General features: G+C 43.0%; 16 protein-coding genes, 1 other RNA gene and 1 pseudogene. 4 read left to right on the top strand and 14 right to left on the bottom strand.

Going from position 1 to position 24,263, the window contains the following annotated elements; genetic code table 11:
- Positions 1-4: 4 nt before the first annotated feature.
- The 4 genes from JCM16418_RS14930 to JCM16418_RS14915 form a co-directional block, all read right to left on the bottom strand.
- Positions 5-811 (bottom strand): ABC transporter permease, encoded by an 807-nt coding sequence (locus JCM16418_RS14930; RefSeq protein ID WP_036650399.1) that lies wholly within the window; start codon positions 809-811, stop codon positions 5-7.
- Entirely contained in the window at positions 808-1,788 is a 981-nt protein-coding gene (locus JCM16418_RS14925; RefSeq protein ID WP_036650397.1) for an ABC transporter ATP-binding protein, read from the bottom strand. The genes JCM16418_RS14930 and JCM16418_RS14925 overlap by 4 nt, the downstream gene beginning before the upstream one ends.
- Positions 1,789-1,966: 178 nt before the next feature.
- The gene (locus JCM16418_RS14920) at positions 1,967-2,707 is read right to left on the bottom strand and encodes a Bax inhibitor-1/YccA family protein (protein ID WP_036650395.1); all 741 of its coding nucleotides are present in this window, start codon (positions 2,705-2,707) and stop codon (positions 1,967-1,969) included.
- A 161-nt stretch (positions 2,708-2,868) separates the two neighbouring features.
- Complete coding sequence (locus JCM16418_RS14915; RefSeq protein ID WP_036650392.1) at positions 2,869-4,092, bottom strand: amidohydrolase; 1,224 nt, start codon at positions 4,090-4,092, stop codon at positions 2,869-2,871.
- A 384-nt stretch (positions 4,093-4,476) separates the two neighbouring features.
- On the opposite strand from JCM16418_RS14915, the gene JCM16418_RS24990 reads away from it, so the two are divergent.
- From JCM16418_RS24990 to JCM16418_RS14900, 3 genes are all read left to right on the top strand, one after another.
- Positions 4,477-7,281 carry an S-layer homology domain-containing protein gene (locus JCM16418_RS24990; protein WP_052020318.1) on the top strand — a complete coding sequence of 935 codons (2,805 nt, stop codon included), beginning with the start codon at positions 4,477-4,479 and terminating at the stop codon, positions 7,279-7,281.
- Between the two features lie 151 nt (positions 7,282-7,432).
- Positions 7,433-7,912, top strand: a complete 480-nt coding sequence (locus JCM16418_RS14905) for an RNA polymerase sigma factor (RefSeq protein ID WP_036650390.1) — start codon at positions 7,433-7,435, stop codon at positions 7,910-7,912.
- Entirely contained in the window at positions 7,909-8,517 is a 609-nt protein-coding gene (locus JCM16418_RS14900; RefSeq protein WP_036650388.1) for a zf-HC2 domain-containing protein, read from the top strand. The genes JCM16418_RS14905 and JCM16418_RS14900 overlap by 4 nt, the downstream gene beginning before the upstream one ends.
- Positions 8,518-8,577: 60 nt before the next feature.
- Here the strand turns inward: JCM16418_RS14900 and JCM16418_RS14895 are convergent, their stop codons facing one another.
- Positions 8,578-11,364, bottom strand: a complete 2,787-nt coding sequence (locus JCM16418_RS14895) for a glycoside hydrolase family 3 C-terminal domain-containing protein (protein WP_036650386.1) — start codon at positions 11,362-11,364, stop codon at positions 8,578-8,580.
- Positions 11,365-11,915: 551 nt separating this feature from the next.
- Between JCM16418_RS14895 and JCM16418_RS14890 the strand changes: the two are divergent.
- Positions 11,916-13,213, top strand: a pseudogene (locus tag JCM16418_RS14890) (lytic polysaccharide monooxygenase).
- A 180-nt stretch (positions 13,214-13,393) separates the two neighbouring features.
- Here the strand turns inward: JCM16418_RS14890 and ssrA are convergent.
- From ssrA to gap, 9 genes are all read right to left on the bottom strand, one after another.
- Positions 13,394-13,759, bottom strand: a transfer-messenger RNA (tmRNA) gene (ssrA, locus tag JCM16418_RS24335).
- Between the two features lie 228 nt (positions 13,760-13,987).
- Positions 13,988-14,467: an SsrA-binding protein SmpB gene (smpB, locus tag JCM16418_RS14885; protein ID WP_036650384.1), complete on the bottom strand. Its 480-nt coding sequence runs from the start codon at positions 14,465-14,467 to the stop codon at positions 13,988-13,990.
- Between the two features lie 139 nt (positions 14,468-14,606).
- Positions 14,607-17,468: a ribonuclease R gene (gene rnr / locus JCM16418_RS14880; RefSeq protein ID WP_036650382.1), complete on the bottom strand. Its 2,862-nt coding sequence runs from the start codon at positions 17,466-17,468 to the stop codon at positions 14,607-14,609.
- A 230-nt stretch (positions 17,469-17,698) separates the two neighbouring features.
- Positions 17,699-17,932 carry a preprotein translocase subunit SecG gene (gene secG, locus JCM16418_RS14875; RefSeq protein WP_036650380.1) on the bottom strand — a complete coding sequence of 78 codons (234 nt, stop codon included), beginning with the start codon at positions 17,930-17,932 and terminating at the stop codon, positions 17,699-17,701.
- 216 nt (positions 17,933-18,148) lie between these two features.
- Positions 18,149-19,435, bottom strand: a complete 1,287-nt coding sequence (gene eno, locus JCM16418_RS14870; RefSeq protein ID WP_036650379.1) for a phosphopyruvate hydratase — start codon at positions 19,433-19,435, stop codon at positions 18,149-18,151.
- 81 nt (positions 19,436-19,516) lie between these two features.
- The gene (gpmI, locus tag JCM16418_RS14865; protein WP_036650377.1) at positions 19,517-21,061 is read right to left on the bottom strand and encodes a 2,3-bisphosphoglycerate-independent phosphoglycerate mutase; all 1,545 of its coding nucleotides are present in this window, start codon (positions 21,059-21,061) and stop codon (positions 19,517-19,519) included.
- Positions 21,062-21,814: a triose-phosphate isomerase gene (tpiA, locus tag JCM16418_RS14860; RefSeq protein WP_036650375.1), complete on the bottom strand. Its 753-nt coding sequence runs from the start codon at positions 21,812-21,814 to the stop codon at positions 21,062-21,064.
- A gap of 36 nt (positions 21,815-21,850) precedes the next feature.
- A complete protein-coding gene (locus JCM16418_RS14855; protein ID WP_036650373.1) occupies positions 21,851-23,032 on the bottom strand; it encodes a phosphoglycerate kinase in 1,182 nt (393 codons plus the stop codon).
- A gap of 154 nt (positions 23,033-23,186) precedes the next feature.
- Positions 23,187-24,197 carry a type I glyceraldehyde-3-phosphate dehydrogenase gene (gene gap / locus JCM16418_RS14850; protein WP_036650370.1) on the bottom strand — a complete coding sequence of 337 codons (1,011 nt, stop codon included), beginning with the start codon at positions 24,195-24,197 and terminating at the stop codon, positions 23,187-23,189.
- Positions 24,198-24,263: the final 66 nt, after the last annotated feature.

Genomic DNA, 24,263 nt, shown 5'->3' with positions numbered 1-24,263 from the left:
TGGTTTAGCCTCCTAACCCCAGATACCTTTTCATTCCCCGCTTCCAGACCAAATGACAGATGAGTAGCAACAAAATGATCCATACCCCCTGTCCCATAATCCCCTGCCAGATCTGATGCCCCGATATTTTGCCACTCAATACATTGACCGGAAAGTAGATCAAGTAATGGAAGGGCAGTAATCGAAATATCTGCTGCAGCCGCTCTCCGAATATTTCTAAGGGAAATATCCCACCACTCATCATATTAATCAGTAAACTCGTTACTACGAAGAAGTAAGATATTTCTGATAGCCAGAATGCACAGGCACAGATAGCATACGAAATTAAAAAGCTAAGAATAACAGACAAAATGATAGACAGACAAAAGATAAGTATTCGTTCTTCTTCCGTTTTAAGGCTATAAAATGTATTTAATATGTAGGTTAAAGCAAGTATGATGCATAAAGAGATCGTGAAATACATAAGTCGCTGTCCAATATAGGAGCTAATCCGAAAACCAAAATAGTATATTGGCTGGATGATATACTTGTTCAGTCCACCACTCTTAATATCTTCAGCAATAGAACTCTCAATATTCGAAATCACCAGCTTTGAAACAACAGCAGCTAGAATGGTATACATAATCATCTCGCGATACGAATATCCGAATACATCCTTCTCCCCAGCATTTGCATATACCGCAGTCCACATATAATATTGCACAATCATCGGGAAGGCTGCGCTTAGTAGTGACAGAAAGAAGTTAAATCGGTACTCAAGTGAGCTCTGAAAACCAATCCGAAAAGCAACCACATATTTATTCCTCGTCATGCGCTACCTCTATAAAGTTTGGCAATTCCTTCTTCAATCGTCAGCTCCTCAATCGTGAAATCGACGACAGGAAATCGATACAAGAAATGCTGCATACTTACTCTGACTTCCTCTTTCTTTACTTCAATCTCAGCATAAAAACCGTCAAATTCCTTCACATCTCCGAATTCCTTTAGCAGCTCCAAGGTTGTATATTCGGAAAAATGTAGCTTGATCAACTTTTTCTCATCTTGATGCGTATTAATCTTTTTAAGCTCACCGTCGTATACAATAGTGCCCGAGTTAATAAGGATGGCCCTTGGACAAAGATCCTCAATGTCCCTCATATAATGACTCGTTAAGATGACCGTAGCACGATATTGCTCATTATAATATTTTAGAAAATTACGAACGGCGCGCTGCGAAATAATATCCAGCCCAATTGTAGGTTCGTCGAGAAACATCAGCTTTGGCTTGTGAATTAAGGAGGCAATAAGCTCCATCTTCATCCGCTCTCCAAAGGACAGCCTTCGTACCTGCACACCCAGTAGTTCTTTGACATCTAATAGCTCGGACAACTCATCAAGCGTTCGTCGGTAATCCGCATCAGGCACCTGATAAATGCACTTATTCAAAAAAATAGATTCCCCCGCAGGTAAATCAGGCCACAACTGGCTTTTCTGACCCATAACGATGGAGAATATTTGTTTGAATTGCTTCTTACGCTCCCAAGGAGTATAGCCGAAAACATTTACACTGCCTGAAGTCGGATGTAGGATACCCGAGAGCATTTTGAGAGTCGTGCTCTTCCCCGCACCATTAGGGCCAAGAAAACCAACCACTTCACCCTCTGCAATGGAAAATGAGACATTATTCACAGCTTCTTTTACTAGTTTTTCACGAAAAAAAAGATTTTTGAGAGATTGCCGCATGCCAATTTCTTTCTTGTAATACTCAAAGTTTTTCACTAGATGACGCACCTCAATGGCGCTTTTCATGAGCATACCCTCTCTCTAAAGTAATCCACTATACTCACAATATTATTTATGTAATAACTTACTTACATTGTAATTAAATGTAATTATTTTGTCTATATCATATGTTTTTCATATTGGAATAAAAAAACAACTGGCGTTGTAATGCACCAGTTGTTCAAAAGACCATCAATAGTAATGATTAATTACGGCTCGCAATCTTCGAGAGTAGGCGAAGCATCTCCACATACAGCCATACCAGCGTAACCATCAAACCAAATGCTCCATACCACTCCATGTACTTAGGAGAGCCTTGCTGCGCGCCAGACTCGATGAAATCGAAATCAAGAACTAGATTCAAGGCAGCGACAATAACGATAACAACGGATATTCCGATGCCAATCAAGCTGTTATCATGCAAATAAGGAATTGTAACACCGAACATACCAAGTACAAAGCTGAGTATGTACATCAAGAAGATACCGCCTGTAGCAGCGAACACTCCGAGTTTAAAGTTTTCTGTCGCTTTAATCATTCTTGTCTTATACGCTAGAAGTAGGGCAATAAAAACACTAATCGTTAGCAAAGCCGCTTGTAACGTTATCCCGTGATATAGCGATTCATATCTCGCGGACAATGCTCCCAAGAATACTCCCTCCAGAACAGCATATACCGGCGCTAGATAAGGAGCTAAAGTCGGCTTGAAGCTAATAATTAATGCGAGGACTAATCCACCAATTGCTCCACCGATGGCCATTGGAAAAACGTCTTGACCACTGAAATACAACGACCAGCTAACAACGGCTCCCCCAAGAAGGATTGCGAGGATAATGAACGCTCTATTGACCGTTCCTTCAATTGTCATCCTTTCCGATCCGCTATACCCATTCGTTTGGTCAAATGTTTTGTCTTTCAAGGCTGGATTACCGCTGCGACCTATCACCTAATGATCACCTCTATAGTTATTTTGTACCAATTATAACATAGATTAATAAGCGTAAGAGCAGACAATTTTCCTTAACGGCTACTATTCTTAAGAAGTATTCAAGCTGCCACAGAGCATCAATTGACTCAAACAGATAACACCGATTCCCAGAACCAAGTTTACAGCGAACCGCTCACAATCCGTCCCTTATACCATACCGCTTGGCGCTCTGCCTTTCGGGCGATCGCTTCCGCTGAACAGCTTGCATGCAGAAGTACAAAGCTTGCCACATCTCCAGTCTTCGGCCATACCTTCTCACCTGTGTGATCAAGCGGCGTTATCCCACCTGTAATAAATTGAAGTGATTGAGAAAGTGACAACTCATCATTATAACCGTATAATTCTGCGAAACGTCCTGCCTTCTCCAACTGATCACCACTTCCAAAAGGAGACCAGTGATCCGTAAGGCTATCTGTGGCTAACTTCACTTTTAATCCTTGTCTATGTAGCATTGGGAGCGGCATCATGGTTCTTCCAATCGGTACTGTCGATGCAATGGACATACTAAGCGCAGCCATCCGCTGCGCTACTTCCTCAGCCTCTTGCGGCTGTGCACTTGCAAACCAGAAAGCATGACTAACCGTTACCTTTCCTTGTAATCCAGCTTCTTCAGTAAGATCGGCAAGTCGCATCAGAGTTTGCTTACCCACTTCATTTGCATCGTGTAAGTGAATATCAATACCAGCGTTATTCGAAGCCGCCAGCTCTACCATGGTCTGGAGTGATTTCTCGATATCACCATCCACCGTGTATGGATCTACTCCGCCTACATGAGTTGCGCCCTCTGCCAATGATTGTTTTACAAGTTGAACTGAATCCGAACGTAGCAATCCGTGCTGAGGAAAGGCTACAATTTCGGATGAAATTTTACCGGAGAATGTCTCCAGTGCTTGCTTGGTCGCCTCTAACCGATGCAGTCCGCTAACAGGTTCAATATTACAATGACTGCGGACATGTGTTGCGCCAAAACCCTGTATAAGTGTCAAAATACTTTCGGCTTGTTGCTTCGCCATTGGCAGAAGTTTAGGCAGTAATATCTTCTCTTCTTCAATACGCTCGAAGATGCTGGATACTTGTCTTACCGCTCTCCACTGTCCAGCAAAATACGTTTTATCCAAATGAATATGCGCTTCCTCGAAAGAAGGAAGCATCAATAATTGTTTGCAATCGTATTTAGGGAGATGACTCTGAAATTCCTCTTCTGTCCCAATCATTTCAGCAATAACACCATTCTCAATTCGAAGATGACAAATCGCCGTATTCGTACCCACTACTTGTCCATCCTCGATGACATAACCCTGCTCTAATTTAACATTCGTTAACCAATAAGAATCATCCAACATGCCGCTCACTCCATTTCCCGTTTTGATTCTTTTTTCATGGTAACATAGCTAGTAACAAACCAAAAATATGAATAAAGTTCATCTTTCATACTTTTACCGTATGGTTAGGCTATCACTAAACCTTAGCGACACCTTAATTCAACGAACTACATTTACATATTAATGAAAATTTTCTCAAGATTTGTTCAGAATCCGTTCAGAGCTTTCATATAAAATGGGTTATTAGTCATGTGAATCATACTATTTCACAAACATTATCGACAAAAATCGACATCAAGGAGTGTGGCATCTTTATATAGAAGAATTTTAAGAATATTAAATGTCGAAACAAGCATGAAATGAAGATTTTAAAAACAGAAAACTCAATGTAAATTAGGAGGAAATATGGCTATTAAATTTAAAAAAATAATCAGCATGCTACTAATATTATTACTGGTGGCACCATGGATTTCAACTTCGGTTCGGGCAGAGCGGATAACTCCTCCTGTTCCTGGAAACGACGGAATCATTACCGCCACCACTGTAAATGATACAACGATAAACTTGAAATGGACGCATGCAGGAGACCCCATGTTCGACTCCAATACACTACTTTATAGGGTATACCAATCCGATTCCGATAATATCGGAACTTTGGAAGACATAGGAAATGGAATCCCTCTAAGTCACTGGGAACCGGGGATTCAAACAATGGATGTTCCAAACCTTAATTGGGGACAAACCTATTATTTTAATGTAGTTGTCCAAAATCAAGAACATGCTACCGCGATATATAAGATGCAGAAAGTCACTGTAACTTCTCCTCTTGTGACATTGAATCATGAAATTGCATCTTTTAAATCTGCTTCTCAATCCGATCCGAATGCGGATTCAAAATATGTACTCGCAGCGCTCTATGACCCTGCACTCGTTGATAACTCGCAATTTTCATCACTTCCCGAAGAAAAACAATTGGCTATTTCCGATATGGTCGCCTTATTCGCTCCAAAACCTGCAGGTTATGCTAACAAAGAACAAGTACAGTTCATTGTGGATACAGCGTATAAAGGCATCCTCGTAGTCGATAAAAATTCCCTTCTGGATATTGAAAATTCGCTTCAAGATTTCTACAGTTCACTTAACCATACTGGAGAATATTTTGATGAAGAGGATGCAGCTCAATACGAACAGATTTCTTTAAAATACACGAATGGAACGAAAGCAGATCGCACCCTGATTGCTTATTTGGCTAAATTCATGAAGCTACAGATTGAAGAGGAGAAAATTAGTCAACACATCGCTATGCTTATTTCACTACCAGCCATATTCCCTACCGTTAATGATGCAAGCACAAGCGAAGAAATGATGCAGTCACTAGGAATATACTTGTATATGCAAACGGAAGCGCAAAAATTAGGTTCAACTATCGAACCCTTCCCACTTGATTTAAGCAAACTAAACGATGTGGTTTCGGATAGCGAACAAACAGAGCAGTTAATGCAATGGATGCTGGACAAAAAGCCTGCTGGAGGTTACGCCACTGTTGATAGTATCCAAAAGGCATTTAATAGCTTCTTTAGTCCTGAACCGACGCCGACACCGGATCCAACACCAGAACCAACGCCAACACCAGAACCAAATCCAACGCCAACACCAGAACCAAATCCAGCGCCGACTCCTGCTCCTTCGACTGGCAGCGGATCTAGTTCGTATACACCGGCACCAACGACTAAACAGGAGCAAATTGTCGTTGAAGTCAATGGTTTGAATGGAACCAATCTGGCACAAACGCAAATTACGCGTACCACTGGAACAGATGGTAAGACCAAGGACCTGGTAACCATGTCCGAGGTAGTCGCCAAAGCAGCAGTTGAAAAAGCAAAACAGATGGGCCTAAGCACCGCGCGCATCTTGATCCCAGATGCCAAGGATGTAGTGTCCGAAACCCGTATCGAAATTCCTAAAGCGGCATTTAAACAATGGAGCGACGGCAACGTTAATCTAGAAATTTTGACCCAAAATGCATTGATTTCTGTTCCAGTTAAATCGGTTTCTGGATTCGACCAAGACCTTTACTTTAGAGTTGTACCAATGAAGCAAGATTCCGAGCGCAAGAGCGTTGAGGAACGCGCCAAGAATGATAAACTCATTCTAAGTATGGTGCCAAATGCGAACGTGCAGGTATTGGCTCGTCCTGTTGAAATCGAAACCAACATGCAGGAACATGAAGTGACGATTACACTTCCGCTTCGAAACAGTTTGCCAACAAATGCAGCCGCACGGCAGCAGGCATTGGATAACCTCGCTGTATACATTGAACACAGTGACGGTACGAAGGAACTGAAACAAGGTGAGCTGGTCAAGCTCGCAGACGGAAGTGAAGGCATCAAGTTCACTGTAACGAAATTTAGTACGTTCACGCCAGTTGTAGTGGATGGTCTGAAAGCTTCCTTGGATGCCGCTGCTCATCAGCCTTACATCAAAGGATTCGGAGCGGAATTCCGTCCAGATGCGTTCGTTACCCGTGCACAGATGGCAGCCATGTTGGCGCGTAATCTATCGAACGAAAAAGCGTCTTCTATTACAAACACAATGTTCAATGATGTGAATACAAGCTATTGGGCCCATGCCGATATTCAGAAAGCCCAGGCTGCAGGCATTATGAAAGGCATGACCGCCAGTCAATTTGAACCAGAAGGTCAGATTACGCGAGCGCAATTCGCGATGATCGCCTATCGCTGGGCACAGCAAACATCGACAGATTCGAATTCGATGCCTATCGACAGCGAATCCGCATTTACCGACGTTAATGCTAACAACTGGGCTGCAAAAGCAATCGCATATGTTAATTCGGCGGGACTGATGGTCGGTTATGGTGATAACGCATTTAAACCAAACAGCAAGCTAACTCGTGCCGAAGCAGTGAAAGTCCTTAATATTCTATTCAAGCGTACACCAATCACTGTAGGAGGCAGCGTGACCTTTACAGATGTTCCTGTTACCCATTGGCATATGGAGATATTGAAGCGGCTGCAAAAAAATAGTTGCAGTAACAATTCTAATATCCACATAGGGTCAACAATTAAATCCTTAAACAAGACAAAACCCGCTCAAATGAGCGGGTTTTTCATATTGGAAGCGAACCTTAGCGTGAGAAATTCACACCTCCAACATTACCCTTTTGGGGTCCGTTTTCAGATAGGTTCATAGTACCTAGTAAATTTCCGAAGTTTCTACGAGGTAATATCTGCGGCTATAATATCCTTAAACTCACTCTTAAGCAGATATATTAAAATATCCACAGCCATTTTTTGTAACGAACATCGTATTTTTCGGATATATAGATTGAAGAGGTGAAGGAATGCAAGATACCGAGGAACTATATAGGGAGTATTCCACCCAAGTATATAAGTTTGTATATAGTTTTTGTCATAATCATCTAATAGCTGAGGAAATAACACAGGAAACATTCTATAGAGCCATGAAGTCTTTACATAATTATGATGGCACATGCAAAGTTTACGTTTGGCTATGTCAAATTGCCAAGCATGTCTGGTATCAAGAGCTAGATAAGCAGAATAAAAGACAAACAGTCGAATTAGAAGAGTCAATGTTAGATACAGCAGCAACGGAGTCTAACTTCATCTTTGCACAAGATAAAATGGACTTATTTAAACAGCTTCATTTACTAGATCCTAATACCAAAGAAGTGATGTACCTACGATTAACAGGTGAATTTAGCTTCCGTGAAATTGGCGAAATCCTCGGAAGAGATGAAACTTGGGCAAGGGTAACCTTTTACCGTGGAAAGCAAAAATTAATGAGAGGAAGAAACCAATGAAATGTGATATTGTAAGAGACTTATTACCTTCTTATATTGAGAACCTAACCTCTCCAAGTAGTAACGAGGAAATTGAACAGCATCTTACATCTTGTGAACATTGCAGACAGTTTCATCAGGAAATGACAGGGATTGTAAATGAAAATGTGCCTGCCATGAATAATAAAGAGATAGAAAATCTGGACTATTTAAAGAAAGTGAGAACAAAAAATAAAAAAACACTTTTAATTTCCATTTCTGCAGTTCTGATTGTAACACTTGTGATCATTAGCTTTTTCGCTATTCCGGTTTCTGTATCATCTCAAGATGTGACGTTATCTTATGAAAAAACAAATACCCGCTTCAAAGTAGAATTATCATTAACAAATGGTAAGGATTTGGTCTTTTCGGGAAAAAGTATGTTTATCTATGATGAAAATAAGAATGTCATTGGTTATGAAAACCGCTACGTTCCAAAGGAATTACTCCACAATCCCTTCGATAATGTAGAAACGACCATTGTTTTAGGAACAGAGATTTCAACTGAAAATAGTTATCCGAGTTCCTTTGTTTTAGAATTTAAGGATAAGACCATGACGTTTGTGAATGGTGTACTCGTCAAATAACCAAACAAAAAAGCGACCTAAGAGGTCGCTTTTTTTATTACATCCTTTACGATACTACATTTAAACTAGTTTAAATTCCATCCAATCGATCTGTAGGCCTGGTTTGACAAAGTCTAACTTCATCTCATAAAGGCCGGCTTCTAACTGGATTTTAACAAGCTTCTGTTTGATCCATCGACCATCCGTACCATTCGTTTGAATGGTCGTCATCGGTTGATCGTTCAGCGTTATATTACAAGCACTTTGTGCCAGTTCAGACTCTGGAGACATGATACGTACAATGATTCGGTACTCACCCGCCTGTTCCACTTTTACAAAAGTAGAACCAGTCGTGGCAGGCTTCACCTGTGCATTTTCAGTTAACAAATGTACTTGCTCAGGAGAAAGTGTCTGATTGGCTGTGAACGTATCTACCTTTTCCTCGATAACCTGTTTTCTGGAGAATACAGGCGCCTGCATAATGAACCTACAAATATTGATGGCGCTGCGCTGCAATTCCCCACGTGTAAGCGTACCATTTTCTAAGGATTCAATCGTATTGTCTTCCCACGCATTAATTTCCGCTCCGTAATTCATAACCACCATGTACAGATCATTCTGCGCACGGACCATCCAGTTTGTATATTTGCGATCTGCTGCGCCTCCATGAACCACATCGTTCATAATAGCCCACCAATCCGTCATCACAATCCCTTGGAAACCCCACTCCCCGCGAAGAATGGTGGTATTCATATCATAATTGGAAGCTGCCCAGTGTCCATTAATTGGATTATAGGAGGTCATGATCGAATTCGCTCCGCCCTGCTTCACCGCGATTTCAAAGCCTTTCAGATAAATTTCCCGAAGGGCACGCTCCGATACAACGGCATCTACTTTGCTGCGATGCTTCTCCTGGTTGTTACAAGCGAAATGCTTCAGCGTAGCATTCGAGCCGCCTTTCATAATGCCGCGTGTGCATGCTGCTGCAAACACTCCAGAGATCAACGGATCTTCCGAGAAGTATTCGAAATTACGCCCGTTAAGCGGACTTCGCCGAATATTCAAACCAGGTCCAAGCAAAGCATCAATGTTATAGCTCAATAATTCTTGACCTTCCATAACATATAACTCTTCAACCAGTGCTGTATTCCATGTAGCTGCAAGCAGAGTTCCAATAGCAACCTGCGTAGCTTGTTGACCGCTATCCATCCGAATACCGGAAGGACCGTCTGCCGTACAAGCAACAGGGATTCCGTAGTCTAGCAAACTGTCGCTAACGCCACCAAAAGCCGAAGCCGTACCCGGCGTCACAAGCGGACTACTCATACCCTCTCCTCTTACGATTACCGCTAAATCCTGATCGCTAAGCTGTGCAATAAAAGCTTCCATGCTGACTTTTCCATCAGAGACGTCTTTTAATGTATAGCCCTGATTACCGGTCTGCTCCAGCGTTTGCGGCAGATTATTTTCAATCCGCTCCGCCATGGAAATTTTTTGTTTCGGTACCTTGGTAAAAGTAAGTTCATACGACCCATCTTCTTTGCGGGCACCTGGCTTCATTCTTGTAAAATTTTCTGTCGGCGCCATGGCCTCTTGCAATTGCTCCACTAGCTTAAGCTCTTCCACAATGTAGCCGCTCTGTCCATCAACGCTTACATCGACTAGATTCTTGACGCTATTTCCTACAAAAATGCGGTATGTTCCAGCTTCCAAAACATAAGCAGACGTTATCCCTGTAACGCCTTCATCATCATAAGAGGCCATCGAATGAACGGGGAAATTTACCGTGAGTTGTTCTGTTTCACCGGCTTGAAGTTCCTTGGTCTTTACGAATGCAGCCAAAGCTTTAGCTGGCTTACCCAGCTTTCCTTGTGGAGCTTCATAATAGACCTGAACAACCTCTTTACCTGCATAGGTTGTTCCAATATTTTTTACCGATACACCAATCTCAATGTGCTCTTCTCCAGCTTCAGTAACCAATTTAGCTCCCTTAGGCTCAATCTCAAACTGGGTATAGGACAAACCATAACCAAATTCAAAATGAACTTTATCCGGTTGGAACGTCTCGAAATAACGGTATCCCACATAAATATCTTCTTGATACATATTTGTAAATTCATTGCCGTAATTGCGAGTGGATGGGTAATCCTCAATCGTGTATGCAATCGAATCCGTTAGCTTACCGCTCGGTGTAACCTCTCCGACCAATACGTCTGCGATCGCCTTACCACCTTCCATCCCACCTTGCCAGCTATACATGACACAAGGAATCGGATGCACGTAACTTTCGTCGTTTATCCAGCTCATATCGATAATATTCGATACATTCAGCACAACAATCGTTTGTTCAAAATATGCTGTCACCTGCTTCAGCATTTCCTTCTCATCCGCTGTTAATTGATAGCTTCCTGATTCGTTAGCATTATCTTGATCTTCTCCCGCAGTGCGTCCGATAACGATAATCGCCTTGTTCGATTTCTTTCTTGCCGCTGACACTATCTCATCGGTTAAAGGCATTTCCTTCTGATGCCACGGCTCAGCCGCCCAACCTCCACCGCCATTATCAAATGGGTTTTGCTCAATCCACTGTTCATATACACGAGCTAGTTCTTCGTTAATAACGATATCTTTCTTATCCCGAAGACCACCGAGTAAACTTGTTGTATGGGAAACATGCACACTTCCCCCCGAACCTGTCCCGCTACGATAATAGTTAACCTGTGTTCTACCAAAAACTGAAACGTTTTCGGAATGTCCAAGTGGAAGTATTTGTCCTTCATTTTTCAAAAGAACAGCACCTTCTGCCGCTACTTTCCTGCTAAATTCAGCAAATCCTTCTAATGGAGATCCGAGTTTCTGTGTGCTCATTTAATTCCCTCCCAAATGATAAATCTGATATTTAAAAGCTTATGTAAAACGGCCCAAAATTTTATAACGAATTCCTGTTTATATCAAAGCATCTGTAAATCAGGTAACAGCCAACTTTTAAACCTATTTATATAGTATCATAGCAACCGATTGTACAGAAGCAAATAAAATACTCAATGCAATTACCCCATCGGAATTTTATCTCTAATTATTAATAATAATATTCAACTATTCTTTAAATAAATCAACTAAATCCTCATTAAATATTGCAGGCCACTATTGCCTAATATAAAATAGTATTTAATTCCTTTTATTCCAAAAACTTTATAAATAATTTCTTAAATGAAAGCGCTATCTTGTCCATATCGAAATGATACAAGATCCGACATTAATAGCATACATTTCTGACTTGAAAGGAGGTGAAAAGTACACCGTTACGCATGAAAGGTACAAATGATCCTATTGTTCTTCGTAAATAGTTTGAATATTAGAGGAGGAGTTTTTTTAATGTCAACCTTAAGTTACCTAATTCTAATCTTATAAAAAAGGCCTTGGCGGGCTTTCTATTGGCAACACTGGCGATTATGGCTCTATTCTTATTCGAGTCTAAAGCATCTGCTCACGGATATGTAAGTAATCCATCCAGCCGTGCGGATTTATGTGCAAAAGGAACGAATAAGAACTGCGGACTTATTATTTATGAGCCTATAGCTTAGAAGCAGCAAAAGGATTTCCTGCAGCAGGTCCAGCCGATGGCAAAATCGCAAGTGCTAACGGCTTATTCGCTCCACTAGATGAGCAATCCGCTACTCGCTGGACAAAGGTGAATATTTCCGCTGGCCCCACTACGTTCAACTGGACTTTAAAAGTCCCTCATGCCACAGCCAGCTGGAAATACTATATTACTAAGCAAAACTGGGACCCGAATGCACCATTAACCCGGGCATCCTTTGATTTAACTCCTTTCTGTAATGTAGCGTATAAAGGTCAGCCGTCGAATTCCTATTCGGACACTTGCAACGTACCGAGCAGAACGGGATATCAAGTTATTCTTGCGGTTTGGGAGATTTCCGATACAGGAAATGCATTCTACAATGTCATTGACGTTAACTTCTCTGGTGGTAGTGGAAACGCAGATACCACAGCACCAACTGCTCCTGCAAGCGTATCTGCCTCCAATGTTGCCAGTACTAGTGCTACCCTTTCATGGAATGCTGCTACAGATAATGTAGGAGTTACGAATTATCGTATATTTAACGGTTCCACTCAAATTGCTTCCACAAGTGCACTGACTTACAATCTAACAGGCCTAGCATCTAATACAGCCTACAACATTACTGTAAAAGCAGTAGATGCCGCCGGTAATGTATCACCAGCCAGCAATGCCGCATCCTTTACTACACAAGCTGTTTCAGGATCTGATACTCAGGCTCCTGCAGCTCCAACAACCCTGCATGTGATGGGAACATCTACATCAACGACAATTCCTTTAATGTGGAATGCTTCAACCGATAATGTGGCGGTAACAGGCTACCAGGTATTCAAAGGCTCCACATTAATCGCTACGGTTTCAGGCTCGACGGTTGCTTACACGGTTTCTGGTCTGACAGCTAATACCGCCTACTCCTTTACAGTAAAAGCTGTAGATGCCGCTGGTAATGTATCCGCTGCCAGCAATGTTGTCAATGTAACTACTCCTAGTGCACCTGCTGCATACCCAGCTTGGAATGCATCCACTTCTTACGTGGGTGGCAGCAAAGTAAGCTACAACAATGTTAACTATGAAGCAAAATGGTGGACTCAGGGTGAAACTCCAGGTAATGCAGATGTTTGGAAGGTACTTCCTTAACTTTCTAATTCTTTTAAAGAAATGACTACAGATTTTTCTGTAGTCATATTTTCTTAACTCAAGTTATAATCCATACGAATTACGAATCTTATGCTCTCGCAGTTTTAGTCCGTCAATGTAAAAAGGATATCATCCTTCAATAGAAAAAAGACACCTTATCGGTGTCTTTTTTGATGGTACATATGGAGGCGAGGGGAGTCGAACCCCTGTCCGAAAATAACGACACATAAGCTTCTACGGGTGTAGTAACAGTTTTGATGTCACCCTAGGGACTCCCCGTTACCGGATTCTCTTTGGGTCAGCCTGATTATCTTCTTCCGTCGACCCCAGGCGGAGACCGAAGCGGCGTATCCCACTATTTGTTAGCCCCTAGTCTAGTCACATGGGCGATGCTAGGTAGGAGCACGCTAACAGGTTATTAAGCTGCTAAAGCGTAGTTGTTTTGTTGTTTGCCGTTTAATAGGCGTTAGCGTTGATAAAGCGGACGCGTCCCCACTACCCGCTACCCATGCTCGAACTATCCCCGTCGAATCCAAGAACGCCCCCTTAATATAAAGGGCTCCTTCGGATTAGATTAAAGCAATGTTCAGCACAGTAGCTATCTATTCCGCATCCTTCTCCTCCATGAAAAAGGATGTCCAGAAGCAATTGCCTAACTCATGGCTCACATGTCGAGCGTCAACATATAATAGTATATCACACAATTAGAGCAAAATGACACACTGCTTGTAGGAAATACAGGCGAAACTTGCCTTGGCGGGATATGCCAAGCATTTAGCGCGCAATCTTCTGCTTCTCACGCAATGCCCGCTGAATATCACGCTGTGCATCTTTTTTAGCTGCGGTGTCCCGTTTATCATACTGCTTCTTACCTTTACCTAATCCAATCAGTAGCTTTGCATAACCATTTCGGATATAGATCTTAAGCGGCACAATCGAGTATCCTTCCTGCTTAGACAAGCCAAGTAGCCTATGGATCTGCACTTTATGCATGAGTAGCTTACGAGTACGTGTTGGATCTGTTGGATTATTACGGTTCCCTTGTTCAAAAGGACTAATGTGCATATTGTGAATTTGGATTTCACCGTTACGAATGGTCGCAAAAGCATCCCCAATGTTCACACGTGCATTACGAATGGATTTAATCTCTGTTCCCGTGAGCACCATACCCGCTTCAAAAGTATCCTCAATAAAATAATCATGGGAAGCTTTTTTGTTCTGAGCTAACACTTTGCCATCACTTTTCTTACCCATGGGCTCACTCCTTACGTTTACATTTAAAATACAATTAATCTCCGCGTATCTGATGCATCACCTCTACGGTATCCATCAACTACGCTAGAGATTAATTGTATCAACTCAAATATTCAATTTCAAGGGCGTAGCTAGCAGACTACTGGTTCTTACGTACAAAACCAGCTGTACTGTTATTCGCTTCACCTTTTGTTTTCTTCTTACGCTTACGACCGCCTTCACCAGGCGTACCGCTATTCTCACCGGCTGGCTTTCCTGCGCCTGATCCCCCTGCGTTTCTACCACGGGTTGCACCTTCACCAATGAATACGCCATTCTCAGACGTTTTCTTACGGCGTCCAGCACTTGAATTCGGACTAATGTACGTGTCTCCTCCGGAGGATGGTGCTGCGCCGTAGCCACCTTTACCTGATCCAAAAGCAAAACCTTTACGGTTCGGATCACCGTATTTACCACCTACACCTTCACGGCTACGCTTCGGATTCGCGTGAATGCCCCGCTTACCGCCTTTGCTCTCGCGGCCTTCGCTAGAGCTTGCTGGGCTTGCGCTTTCAGCTGCGCCCACGTTATTCACGCGTGTCGCCTCGCTGTTGTCGCCTGCCACCGTGCGGCTACGCTCTGCATTGGCATGTACAGCTCCACCTTTGCCTCCACGCTTACGTCCGCCTGCGCTTGTAACGCGCGAAGCTGGAACAGCTCCAGCACCCTTGCCTGCTCCAGCTTTGGATCCACGTTCTCCACCGCTGCCTTTAGCTGCGCCGCGTCCACCACGAGTTGCTCCGCCTTCACGGGCAGGAGCTCCACCTTTACGGCCAGCTCCCCCGCGGCCGCCAAATCCACCACCACGATTACCTTCTCTTCGCGGCTTCATATCTGGCAGCTCGAAGTCAATCGTATGATCGTCCATGTTGACACGTGCTACACGAATCTTGATGTCATCACCAATGCGGTATACGTTCGAAGTACGCTCGCCAATCAAAGACATTGAACTTTCATCGAAATGGTAATAGTCGTCGCTTAGTGAGCTGAGACGAATAAGACCTTCAACTGTATTTTCTAACTCAATGAACATGCCGAAACTCGTTACGCTACTAATAATACCGTCAAAGTCTTCGCCAACCTTATCCAGCATAAACTCAGCTTTCTTCAGTTGATCTGTATCACGCTCTGCCTCGACAGCAACACGCTCACGCTCAGAAGACTGTTGAGCAATATCCGGCATCCGAGCTGCCAAATATTCTTGACGCTTATCAGATAACACATTTTTATTCTCGATAACTTCACGGATTACCCGGTGAATGGCTAAGTCTGGATAACGACGAATCGGAGAGGTAAAGTGTGAATAATATTCTGCCGCCAAACCAAAGTGTCCTGACGTTTCCGCAGCATACTTCGCTTGCTTCATAGAGCGCAGCATCATTGTACTAATAACCGTCTGCTCTTTCGTTCCTTGAATGTCTTCCAGAAGGTTCTGCAATGCACGCGGATGAATATCATTGCCACGTCCTTTGACATGATGACCGAAATTCGCTGCAAACGCCATGAAGTTCTGCAGCTTTTCTGGGTCTGGATTTTCGTGAATCCGATATAGGAAAGGCACTTTAAGCCAGTAGAAATGTTCTGCCACTGTCTCATTAGCTGCTAACATAAATTCTTCAATAATCTGTTCTGCAATTGAACGTTCACGCTTCACGATGTCGATCGGCTTGCCGCTCTCATCCAGAATAACCTTGGACTCTACGAAGTCGAAATCAACGGCCCCACGCTTCATACGGCGACCGCGAAGCTTCAGAGCAAGCTCCTTCATCAAGCGGAAATCGCCTACCAGTTCGCTGTAACGCTCCATAAGTTCTGGATCTTCTTCTTCCAGAATCTTACGAACATTAGAGTAGGTCATACGCTCTTTAGTCTTAATCACACTCGTAAACACATCATGGGAAACGACCTTCATCTGCTCGTCAAATTCCATTTCACACGAAAGTGTAAGACGATCAACCTGAGGGTTTAAACTGCAAATACCGTTAGATAGACGGTGAGGGATCATCGGAATAACACGGTCTACCAAGTACACACTGCAACCACGGCTGTATGCTTCTTTATCAAGCTCAGAATTTTCACGTACATAATAACCAACATCAGCGATATGTACACCAAGTCTGAAATGACCATTCGGCAAAAGCTCTACGTTAACCGCATCATCGAGGTCCTTCGCATCTTCGCCATCAATCGTCACAATATTTTTACCGCGTAGATCACGGCGACCTTGAGACACAATTTCTTCTTCCGTAATCGAATCTGGTGCTTGTTCTGCTTCAGCTAATACTTCCTCAGGGAAGCCTTCAGGTAGCTGATGCTTACGGATAATGGATAGAATATCCACGCCTGGATCATCTTTATGTCCGAGTATTTCAATAACTGCGCCTTCAGCTGCAGATTTTCCTTCGGGATAACTTACGATTTTGGCAACGACCTTGTCCCCATCCACAGCTCCACCAAATGCATGCTTAGGAACAAAAATATCGCGATTAATCCGTTTGTCATCTGGTAGCACAAAGCCGTATGCTTCATGTCCTTGGAAAACGCCTACAATTTGAGTTACTGCCCGGTTTACAATGGATACAACTACACCTTCAAGCTTACCGCCAGCTGGACTTTGCGAAGTCACTTTAGCCAGCACCGTATCGCCATTCATCGCACTTTTTAGATCATTTGCATTAATGTAAACGTCGGGATGTTCCTTATCGTCTGGAATCAGAAAAGCAAAACCCTTCGCATGAGCCTGTAAACGTCCGCGCAACAAATCAAGCCGCTCGGGTACGCCATAGCGCTCGCCATTCGTCATGATGATCTTGCCGTCCTGTTCTAATGCGTTTAACAACTTAATTAAATCTTTAAACTCCAATGCATCACGAATTTCAAAATGCTTTTCGAGTTCCTGATAGGTCATCGGTTTATAGGCGGGATCCCGCAGCCAATCAAGTAATGTTTGTTCCGTTATCATCTTTATCACCTCAGGTGACTTGCAGGATTTGTCCGCAAGTACTATGTATGCGTTCTTGTATAAAAAACTTCTTAGTATACTCATACCCTAGTATACACGAATTTAATCTGTTACATCCCTTATCGGGCTTGATTTTACGTTGATTAAAGGCTGGGTATATTGCCTAATAAACTTAAAAAAAACCCCCGCTCATCTTCTATTCGAAAGAGCGAAGGTTTCTCTATTTCTTATTATTTTAGAACGACTGCGACACATACCGATAAGATAAAGAATCCAGCTGCCATAACGATTGTTACACGCTGTAATACTAAATCTAGGCCACGTGCTTTTGTTTTTCCGAAAAGATGTTCTGCGCCACCGGAGATGGCACCGGAAAGACCTGCGCTTTTCCCTTTCTGCAGAAGAACAACCGCGATCAAACCGATGGAGAAAATCACGAGCAGTATTTTCAAAAAGATTTCCATTCAATCCACCTCCTAAATAGCTTAGCTAACATCATTCTATATGAATGGTTAAGTACTCATGATCGTCATAAACAGCATTTTTATTGTACCATAGCACAGTAGCGAACACAAGAAGATATAGGAAAACGCTTCCTAATTTACCACGTATATTTGGGTTTATCCCTATAAAAAGAGCCACCCGGATAAACCGGGCAGCTCTTAAAGCCATAAGGCTTATTATTTCTTCAAGTTGTAGAACGATTTCAAGCCGTTATATTGAGCCAATTCACCCAATTGGTCTTCGATGCGAAGCAATTGGTTGTATTTAGCGATACGGTCTGTACGGGAAGGAGCACCTGTTTTGATCTGACCCGCATTGGTTGCAACTGCGATGTCAGCGATTGTGCTATCTTCGGATTCACCAGAACGGTGAGAGATAACAGCTGTATATCCAGCACGTTTAGCCATTTCGATTGCATCAAAAGTTTCAGTTAGTGTACCGATTTGGTTAACTTTGATCAAGATCGAGTTACCAATACCTTCTTCGATACCTTTACCAAGACGATCTGTGTTTGTTACGAACAAGTCGTCACCAACCAATTGGACTTTGTCACCCAATTTTTCAGTAAGCAATTTCCAACCTTCCCAATCGTCTTCAGACATACCGTCTTCGATTGTGATGATTGGGTATTTCTCAACCCAAGAAGCTAGAAGATCAACATACTCAGCGGAAGTGTAGGATTTACCTTCACCAGCAAGTGTGTATTTACCATCTTTGTAGAACTCAGTAGAGGCAATATCCATACCCAAGAATACGTCAACGCCTGGTTTGTAACCAGCCTTTTCGATTGCTTCGATGATCGTTGTGATTGCTTCTTCGTTAGAACCAAGGTTTGGTGCGAATCCACCCTCGTCACCTACAGCTGTGTTCAAGCCTTTTGATTGCAATACAGATTTCAAATTGTGGAAGATTTCAGCGCCTGTGCGAAGAGCTTCTTTAAAGCTAGGAGCACCTACAGGAAGAACCATGAATTCTTGCACGTCGATGTTGTTGTCTGCATGTTCACCACCATTGATGATGTTCATCATTGGTACTGGCAATTGTTTAGCGTTGAATCCACCAAGGTACACGTACAAAGGAAGATCTAAAGCGTCAGCAGCAGCACGAGCTACAGCCATAGATACAGCTAGAATCGCGTTAGCACCTAGTTTACCTTTGTTGTGAGTTCCGTCCAAAGTAATCATCAATTTATCGATACCGATTTGATCCAAAGCATCCATACCGATAACTTCAGGAGCGATAATATCATTTACGTTTTTAACAGCGTTCAGAACGCCTTTACCAAGGTAACGTGATTTGTCTCCATCACGAAGCTCAACTGCTTCATGAGCACCTGTAGAAGCGCCCGATGGAACGATAGCGCGGCCTAGGCCACCGGATTCAAGGTATACTTCTACTTCAACAGTTGGATTACCACGGGAGTCGAGGACTTCGCGTGCGTACACATCAGAAATAATTGTCATGGTACATAATCTCCTTTTCGTCATTCAATTTTTTTGTTCATACCTAGTTGCTTCTATAACACATCTAATCTCATTATACTCTTATTTACGTGTTGCAATCATGGATTGTCCCGTCATTTCTGCCGGCTTCGGTAACTGCATCAGATCTAGGATCGTCGGAGCTACGTCTGCAAGAATTCCACTTTCGCGAAGTGTAACATCGTCAGCAGTTAGAATAAACGGTACTGGATTCGTCGTATGAGCTGTGAACGGGCGTCCCTGTTCATCAAACACCATATCAGCATTACCATGGTCAGCAATGATAATAGCTACGCCGCCCTTGGCAATCACTGCATCCACAACCATACCCATACATTCATCGGTAACTTCTACCGCTTTAATCGTAGGCTCAAGCATACCTGAGTGCCCCACCATGTCGGGATTTGCAAAATTAAGAATAATTGCGTCATGATTCTCTGCTTCTATTTCTTTCACACAGGCAGCTGCTACTTCATAAGCACTCATCTCTGGCTGCAAATCATACGTAGCTACCTTCGGTGAATTGATGAGAATACGAGTCTCACCCGGCAATTCCACATCACGTCCACCACTGAAAAAGAAAGTGACATGCGGATACTTCTCCGTTTCCGCAATACGCAGTTGCTTCTTGTTGTTCTGAACTAATACTTCACCGAGTGTGTTGTCAAGATTCTTAGGCTCGTAAGCCACGAATCCTTCTACGGTTTCGCTGAACAATGTTAGACAAACAAAATGAAGGTTCGTAGGGAACTTCGGTCCGCGGTCGAATCCACGGAAATCATTGCTCGTAAACACTTGCGATAGCTGAATTGCTCGGTCAGGTCGGAAGTTTAGGAAGATGACTGAGTCTCCGCTTTCGACCAAAGACACGGGTTTGCCTGCTTCATCTACAATGACTGCAGGTTCAACAAACTCGTCGAATACTGACTTATTATACGATTCAATTACAGCTTGCATTGGATCTGTGTATTGAGGTCCTTCACCATACACAATCGCACGATACGATTTCTCGACACGTTCCCAGCGTTTATCACGGTCCATGGCATAATAACGTCCTTGAACCGTAGCAATTTTGCCAATTCCCTTTTCATCAATCTTAGCCTGTAATTCCTCAATGAACTTCTTACCGGAATCTGGAGCCACGTCGCGTCCGTCCAAGAAAGCATGGATGTAGACTTGATCTAATCCTTCTTTCTTAGCCAAATCTAGCATGGCATACAGATGTTCAATGTGGCTATGTACGCCGCCATCGGAGAGGAGACCGTACAAGTGAAGTTTTGTCCCATTGTTCTTAGCTGCTTGCACAGCTTCAACCAAGGTTGGGTTCGTGAAGAATTCACCTTCGCGAATCGATTTCGAAATACGTGTCAGATCCTGATAGACAACCCGTCCTGCACCAATGTTTAAGTGGCCCACTTCAGAGTTACCCATCTGTCCGGCAGGTAAGCCTACAGCTTCACCACAAGCTGTAAGTGTCGTATTCGGATATTTGCTCATAAGACGGTCGTAGTTTGGTTTGTTAGCCTGAGCTACCGCATTACCTTCCGTCGTTCCACGCAGTCCGAATCCGTCCATAATAATTAAAGCTACCGGTCTAGGTGCTGACATTTATTTCGCCCCCTCAACAAGCGCGATGTAGGATGCTGGCTGTAAGCTAGCACCGCCGACAAGGGCACCGTCGATATCGCTTTGACCCATATACTCAGCTACATTCTCTGGCTTAACGCTACCACCGTATTGAATGCGAACCTTGTTTGCCACTTCTTCACCATACAATCCTTTAACCAATTCGCGGATAAAAGCAATAACTTCGTTAGCATCTTGAGCTGTAGAAGATTTACCTGTGCCAATAGCCCAGATTGGTTCGTATGCGATAACAACTTCAGCGGCTTGCTCCGCAGTTAAACCTTGGAATGCTGCTTCGGTTTGTACTTTACAAACATCCTTCGTTTGGCCAGCTTCACGCTCTTCGAGCTTCTCACCAACACACACGATTGGAGTAAGTCCATGACGGAATGCTGCATGAGTCTTCTTGTTAACCGTTTCATCCGTTTCAGCAAAATAAGCACGACGCTCGGAATGCCCGATGATTACATAGTCAACACCCAGATCTTTCAGCATTTCACCGCTGATTTCGCCAGTGTAAGCTCCGTTATCTTCAAAGTGCAAGTTCTGTGCACCGATCTTAATAGATGTACCTTTAGCTGCTTCAACAAGAGCAGGAAGGTTAGTGAAAGGAGCGCAAATCACGCTTTCCACGCCTGCTACTTCTGCTTTACCTTTGATGTCTGCCAAAAATGCTTTAGCTTCTGGAACGGTTTTGAACATCTTCCAGTTGCCCGCAATAATAGGTGTTCTCACAAGATTCACTCCTTAAGATAACTTTAGTTGCCGTTCTTACTTATCGTTCAAGGCTACAACGCCCGGAAGCGCTTTGCCTTCCATGAATTCGAGGGAAGCTCCGCCGCCTGTAGAGATATGATCCATTTTATCAGCCAAATGGAATTTCTCTGCTGCCGCTGCCGAGTCACCACCGCCAATGATGGTGTAACCTTCAGTTGTCGCGCAAGCTTCAGCTACTTCACGTGTACCGTTAGAGAATGGCTCAAGTTCAAATACGCCCATAGGTCCATTCCATACAATAAGCTTCGAGTTTTTAATAATCTCAGCATATTTTGCACGTGTTTTCGGTCCAATGTCTACGCCTTCCCAACCATCAGGAATATTGCCGACTTCAACGATATCCTTGTTAGCGTCAACTTTGAAATCATCTGCAATCACGATATCTTCTGGAAGATAGAAGTTTTTGCCAAGATCCTTCGCTTTTTGGATAAATCCGAGTGCAGCATCCAATTTGCTATCATCGCATAAAGACAATCCGATTTCATATCCTTGAGCCTTCATGAATGTGTAGGACAATCCGCCACCAATTAGAACGTTGTCAGCAAGGTTAAGCAAGTTATCGATCACGTCGATTTTATCTTTAACCTTCGAACCGCCAATGATCGCTGTGAAAGGACGTTCTGGATTAGAAAGAGCTTTGCCTAGTACGGACAATTCTTTCTCCATCAACAAACCTGATACAGCCGGGATCAAATGAGCGATACCTTCTGTCGAAGCATGAGCACGGTGAGCAGCGCCGAAAGCATCATTCACGAACAAATCTGCCAACTCAGCGAACTGTTTAGCTAGCTCAGGATCATTCTTCTCTTCACCTGGATAAAAGCGTACATTCTCAAGCAAAAGCACATCTCCGTTATGGAGTGCATCAACTTGAGCTTTTACAGCTTCACCCACAGCTTCGTCTGCTTTTGCAACAGGTTTGCCCAATAGCTCAGACAAGCGTTCTGCCGCTTGCGTCAAACGCAAAGACTCAACAACTTGTCCCTTCGGACGACCCATGTGACTTGCAAGAATAACTTTCGCGCCATTCTCAATTAAATATTTAATCGTAGGTAGAGTTTCACGAATACGTGTATCATCCGTAATTTTGCCATCTTCGACAGGTACGTTAAAGTCTACCCGTACAAATACCCGTTTGCCACTAACTTCTATGTCACGTACTGATTTCTTATTCATTATCCATTCCTCCGCACCCATATTTTTGTATAATCAGGAATTACAGGGGATATCTTTAAAAATTCGAAATGAAAACACGCTATTTATAAAAAGCGGAAACACAAGAAACCTGTTTCCGCTCCATATTAATGTTTGTCAAAACGCACGTTGGTTCTTACTTAGCAAGCTTAGCGAAGTATTCCAAAGTACGGATCAATTGGGATGTGTAAGACATTTCATTGTCGTACCAAGCCACAGTTTTCACCAGTTGTTGGTCGCCCACTGTCATCACTTTAGTTTGAGTTGCATCAAACAAAGATCCGAAGTTGATACCGATAATATCGGAAGATACAAGCTCATCTTCAGTGTATCCGAAAGTTTGTGCATCAGAAGCTTCTTTCATAGCTGCGTTAACTTCTTCAACCGTTACTTTTTTACCTAGAACCGTTACAAGCTCAGTCAAAGAACCAGTTGCTACTGGTACACGTTGTGCTGCGCCATCAAGTTTACCTTGAAGCTCAGGAATAACAAGACCAATTGCTTTAGCAGCGCCTGTTGTGTTAGGAATGATGTTCTCAGCTGCTGCACGAGCGCGGCGGAAATCACCTTTAGGGTGTGGAGCATCAAGTGTATTTTGGTCACCAGTGTATGCGTGAATTGTAGTCATCAAACCTTGAACGATTTCGTATTTGTCTTGCAATACTTTAGCCATTGGAGCTAGGCAGTTCGTAGTGCAAGATGCACCAGAGATTACCGTTTCAGTACCATCAAGAATTTCATGGTTTACGTTGTAAACAATTGTTTTCATATCGCCAGTAGCTGGAGCGGAAATAACGACTTTTTTAGCGCCGCCTTTAAGGTGCTTCTCAGCTGCTTCTTTAGTTGTAAAGAATCCAGTACATTCTAGAACGATTTCTACGCCAAGATCTCCCCAAGGCAATTCTTCAGGGTTACGGTTAGCAAGAACCTTAACTTCTTTACCATTTACTTTGAAGAATCCATCATGCACTTCTACGTCGCCGTCGAAACGTCCTTGAGTCGTATCATATTTCAACAAATGTGCTAGCATTTTAGCATCAGTCAAGTCATTAATTGCTACTACCTCGATACCTTCCACAGCTTGAATACGGCGGAATGCAAGGCGTCCAATACGTCCGAAACCATTAATACCTACTTTTACAGTCATTGAATAGTCCTCCTAGAAATGGTTTTTAATTTATTTCAAAACAGGCTGTTATACCTGTCATGACAA

Source organism: Paenibacillus pini JCM 16418 (assembly GCF_000576305.1).
GTDB lineage: Bacteria > Bacillota > Bacilli > Paenibacillales > Paenibacillaceae > Paenibacillus_AQ > Paenibacillus_AQ pini.
The sequence above is the reverse complement of the archived record's forward strand: the minus strand, read 5'-3'. Positions and strand labels throughout refer to the sequence as shown.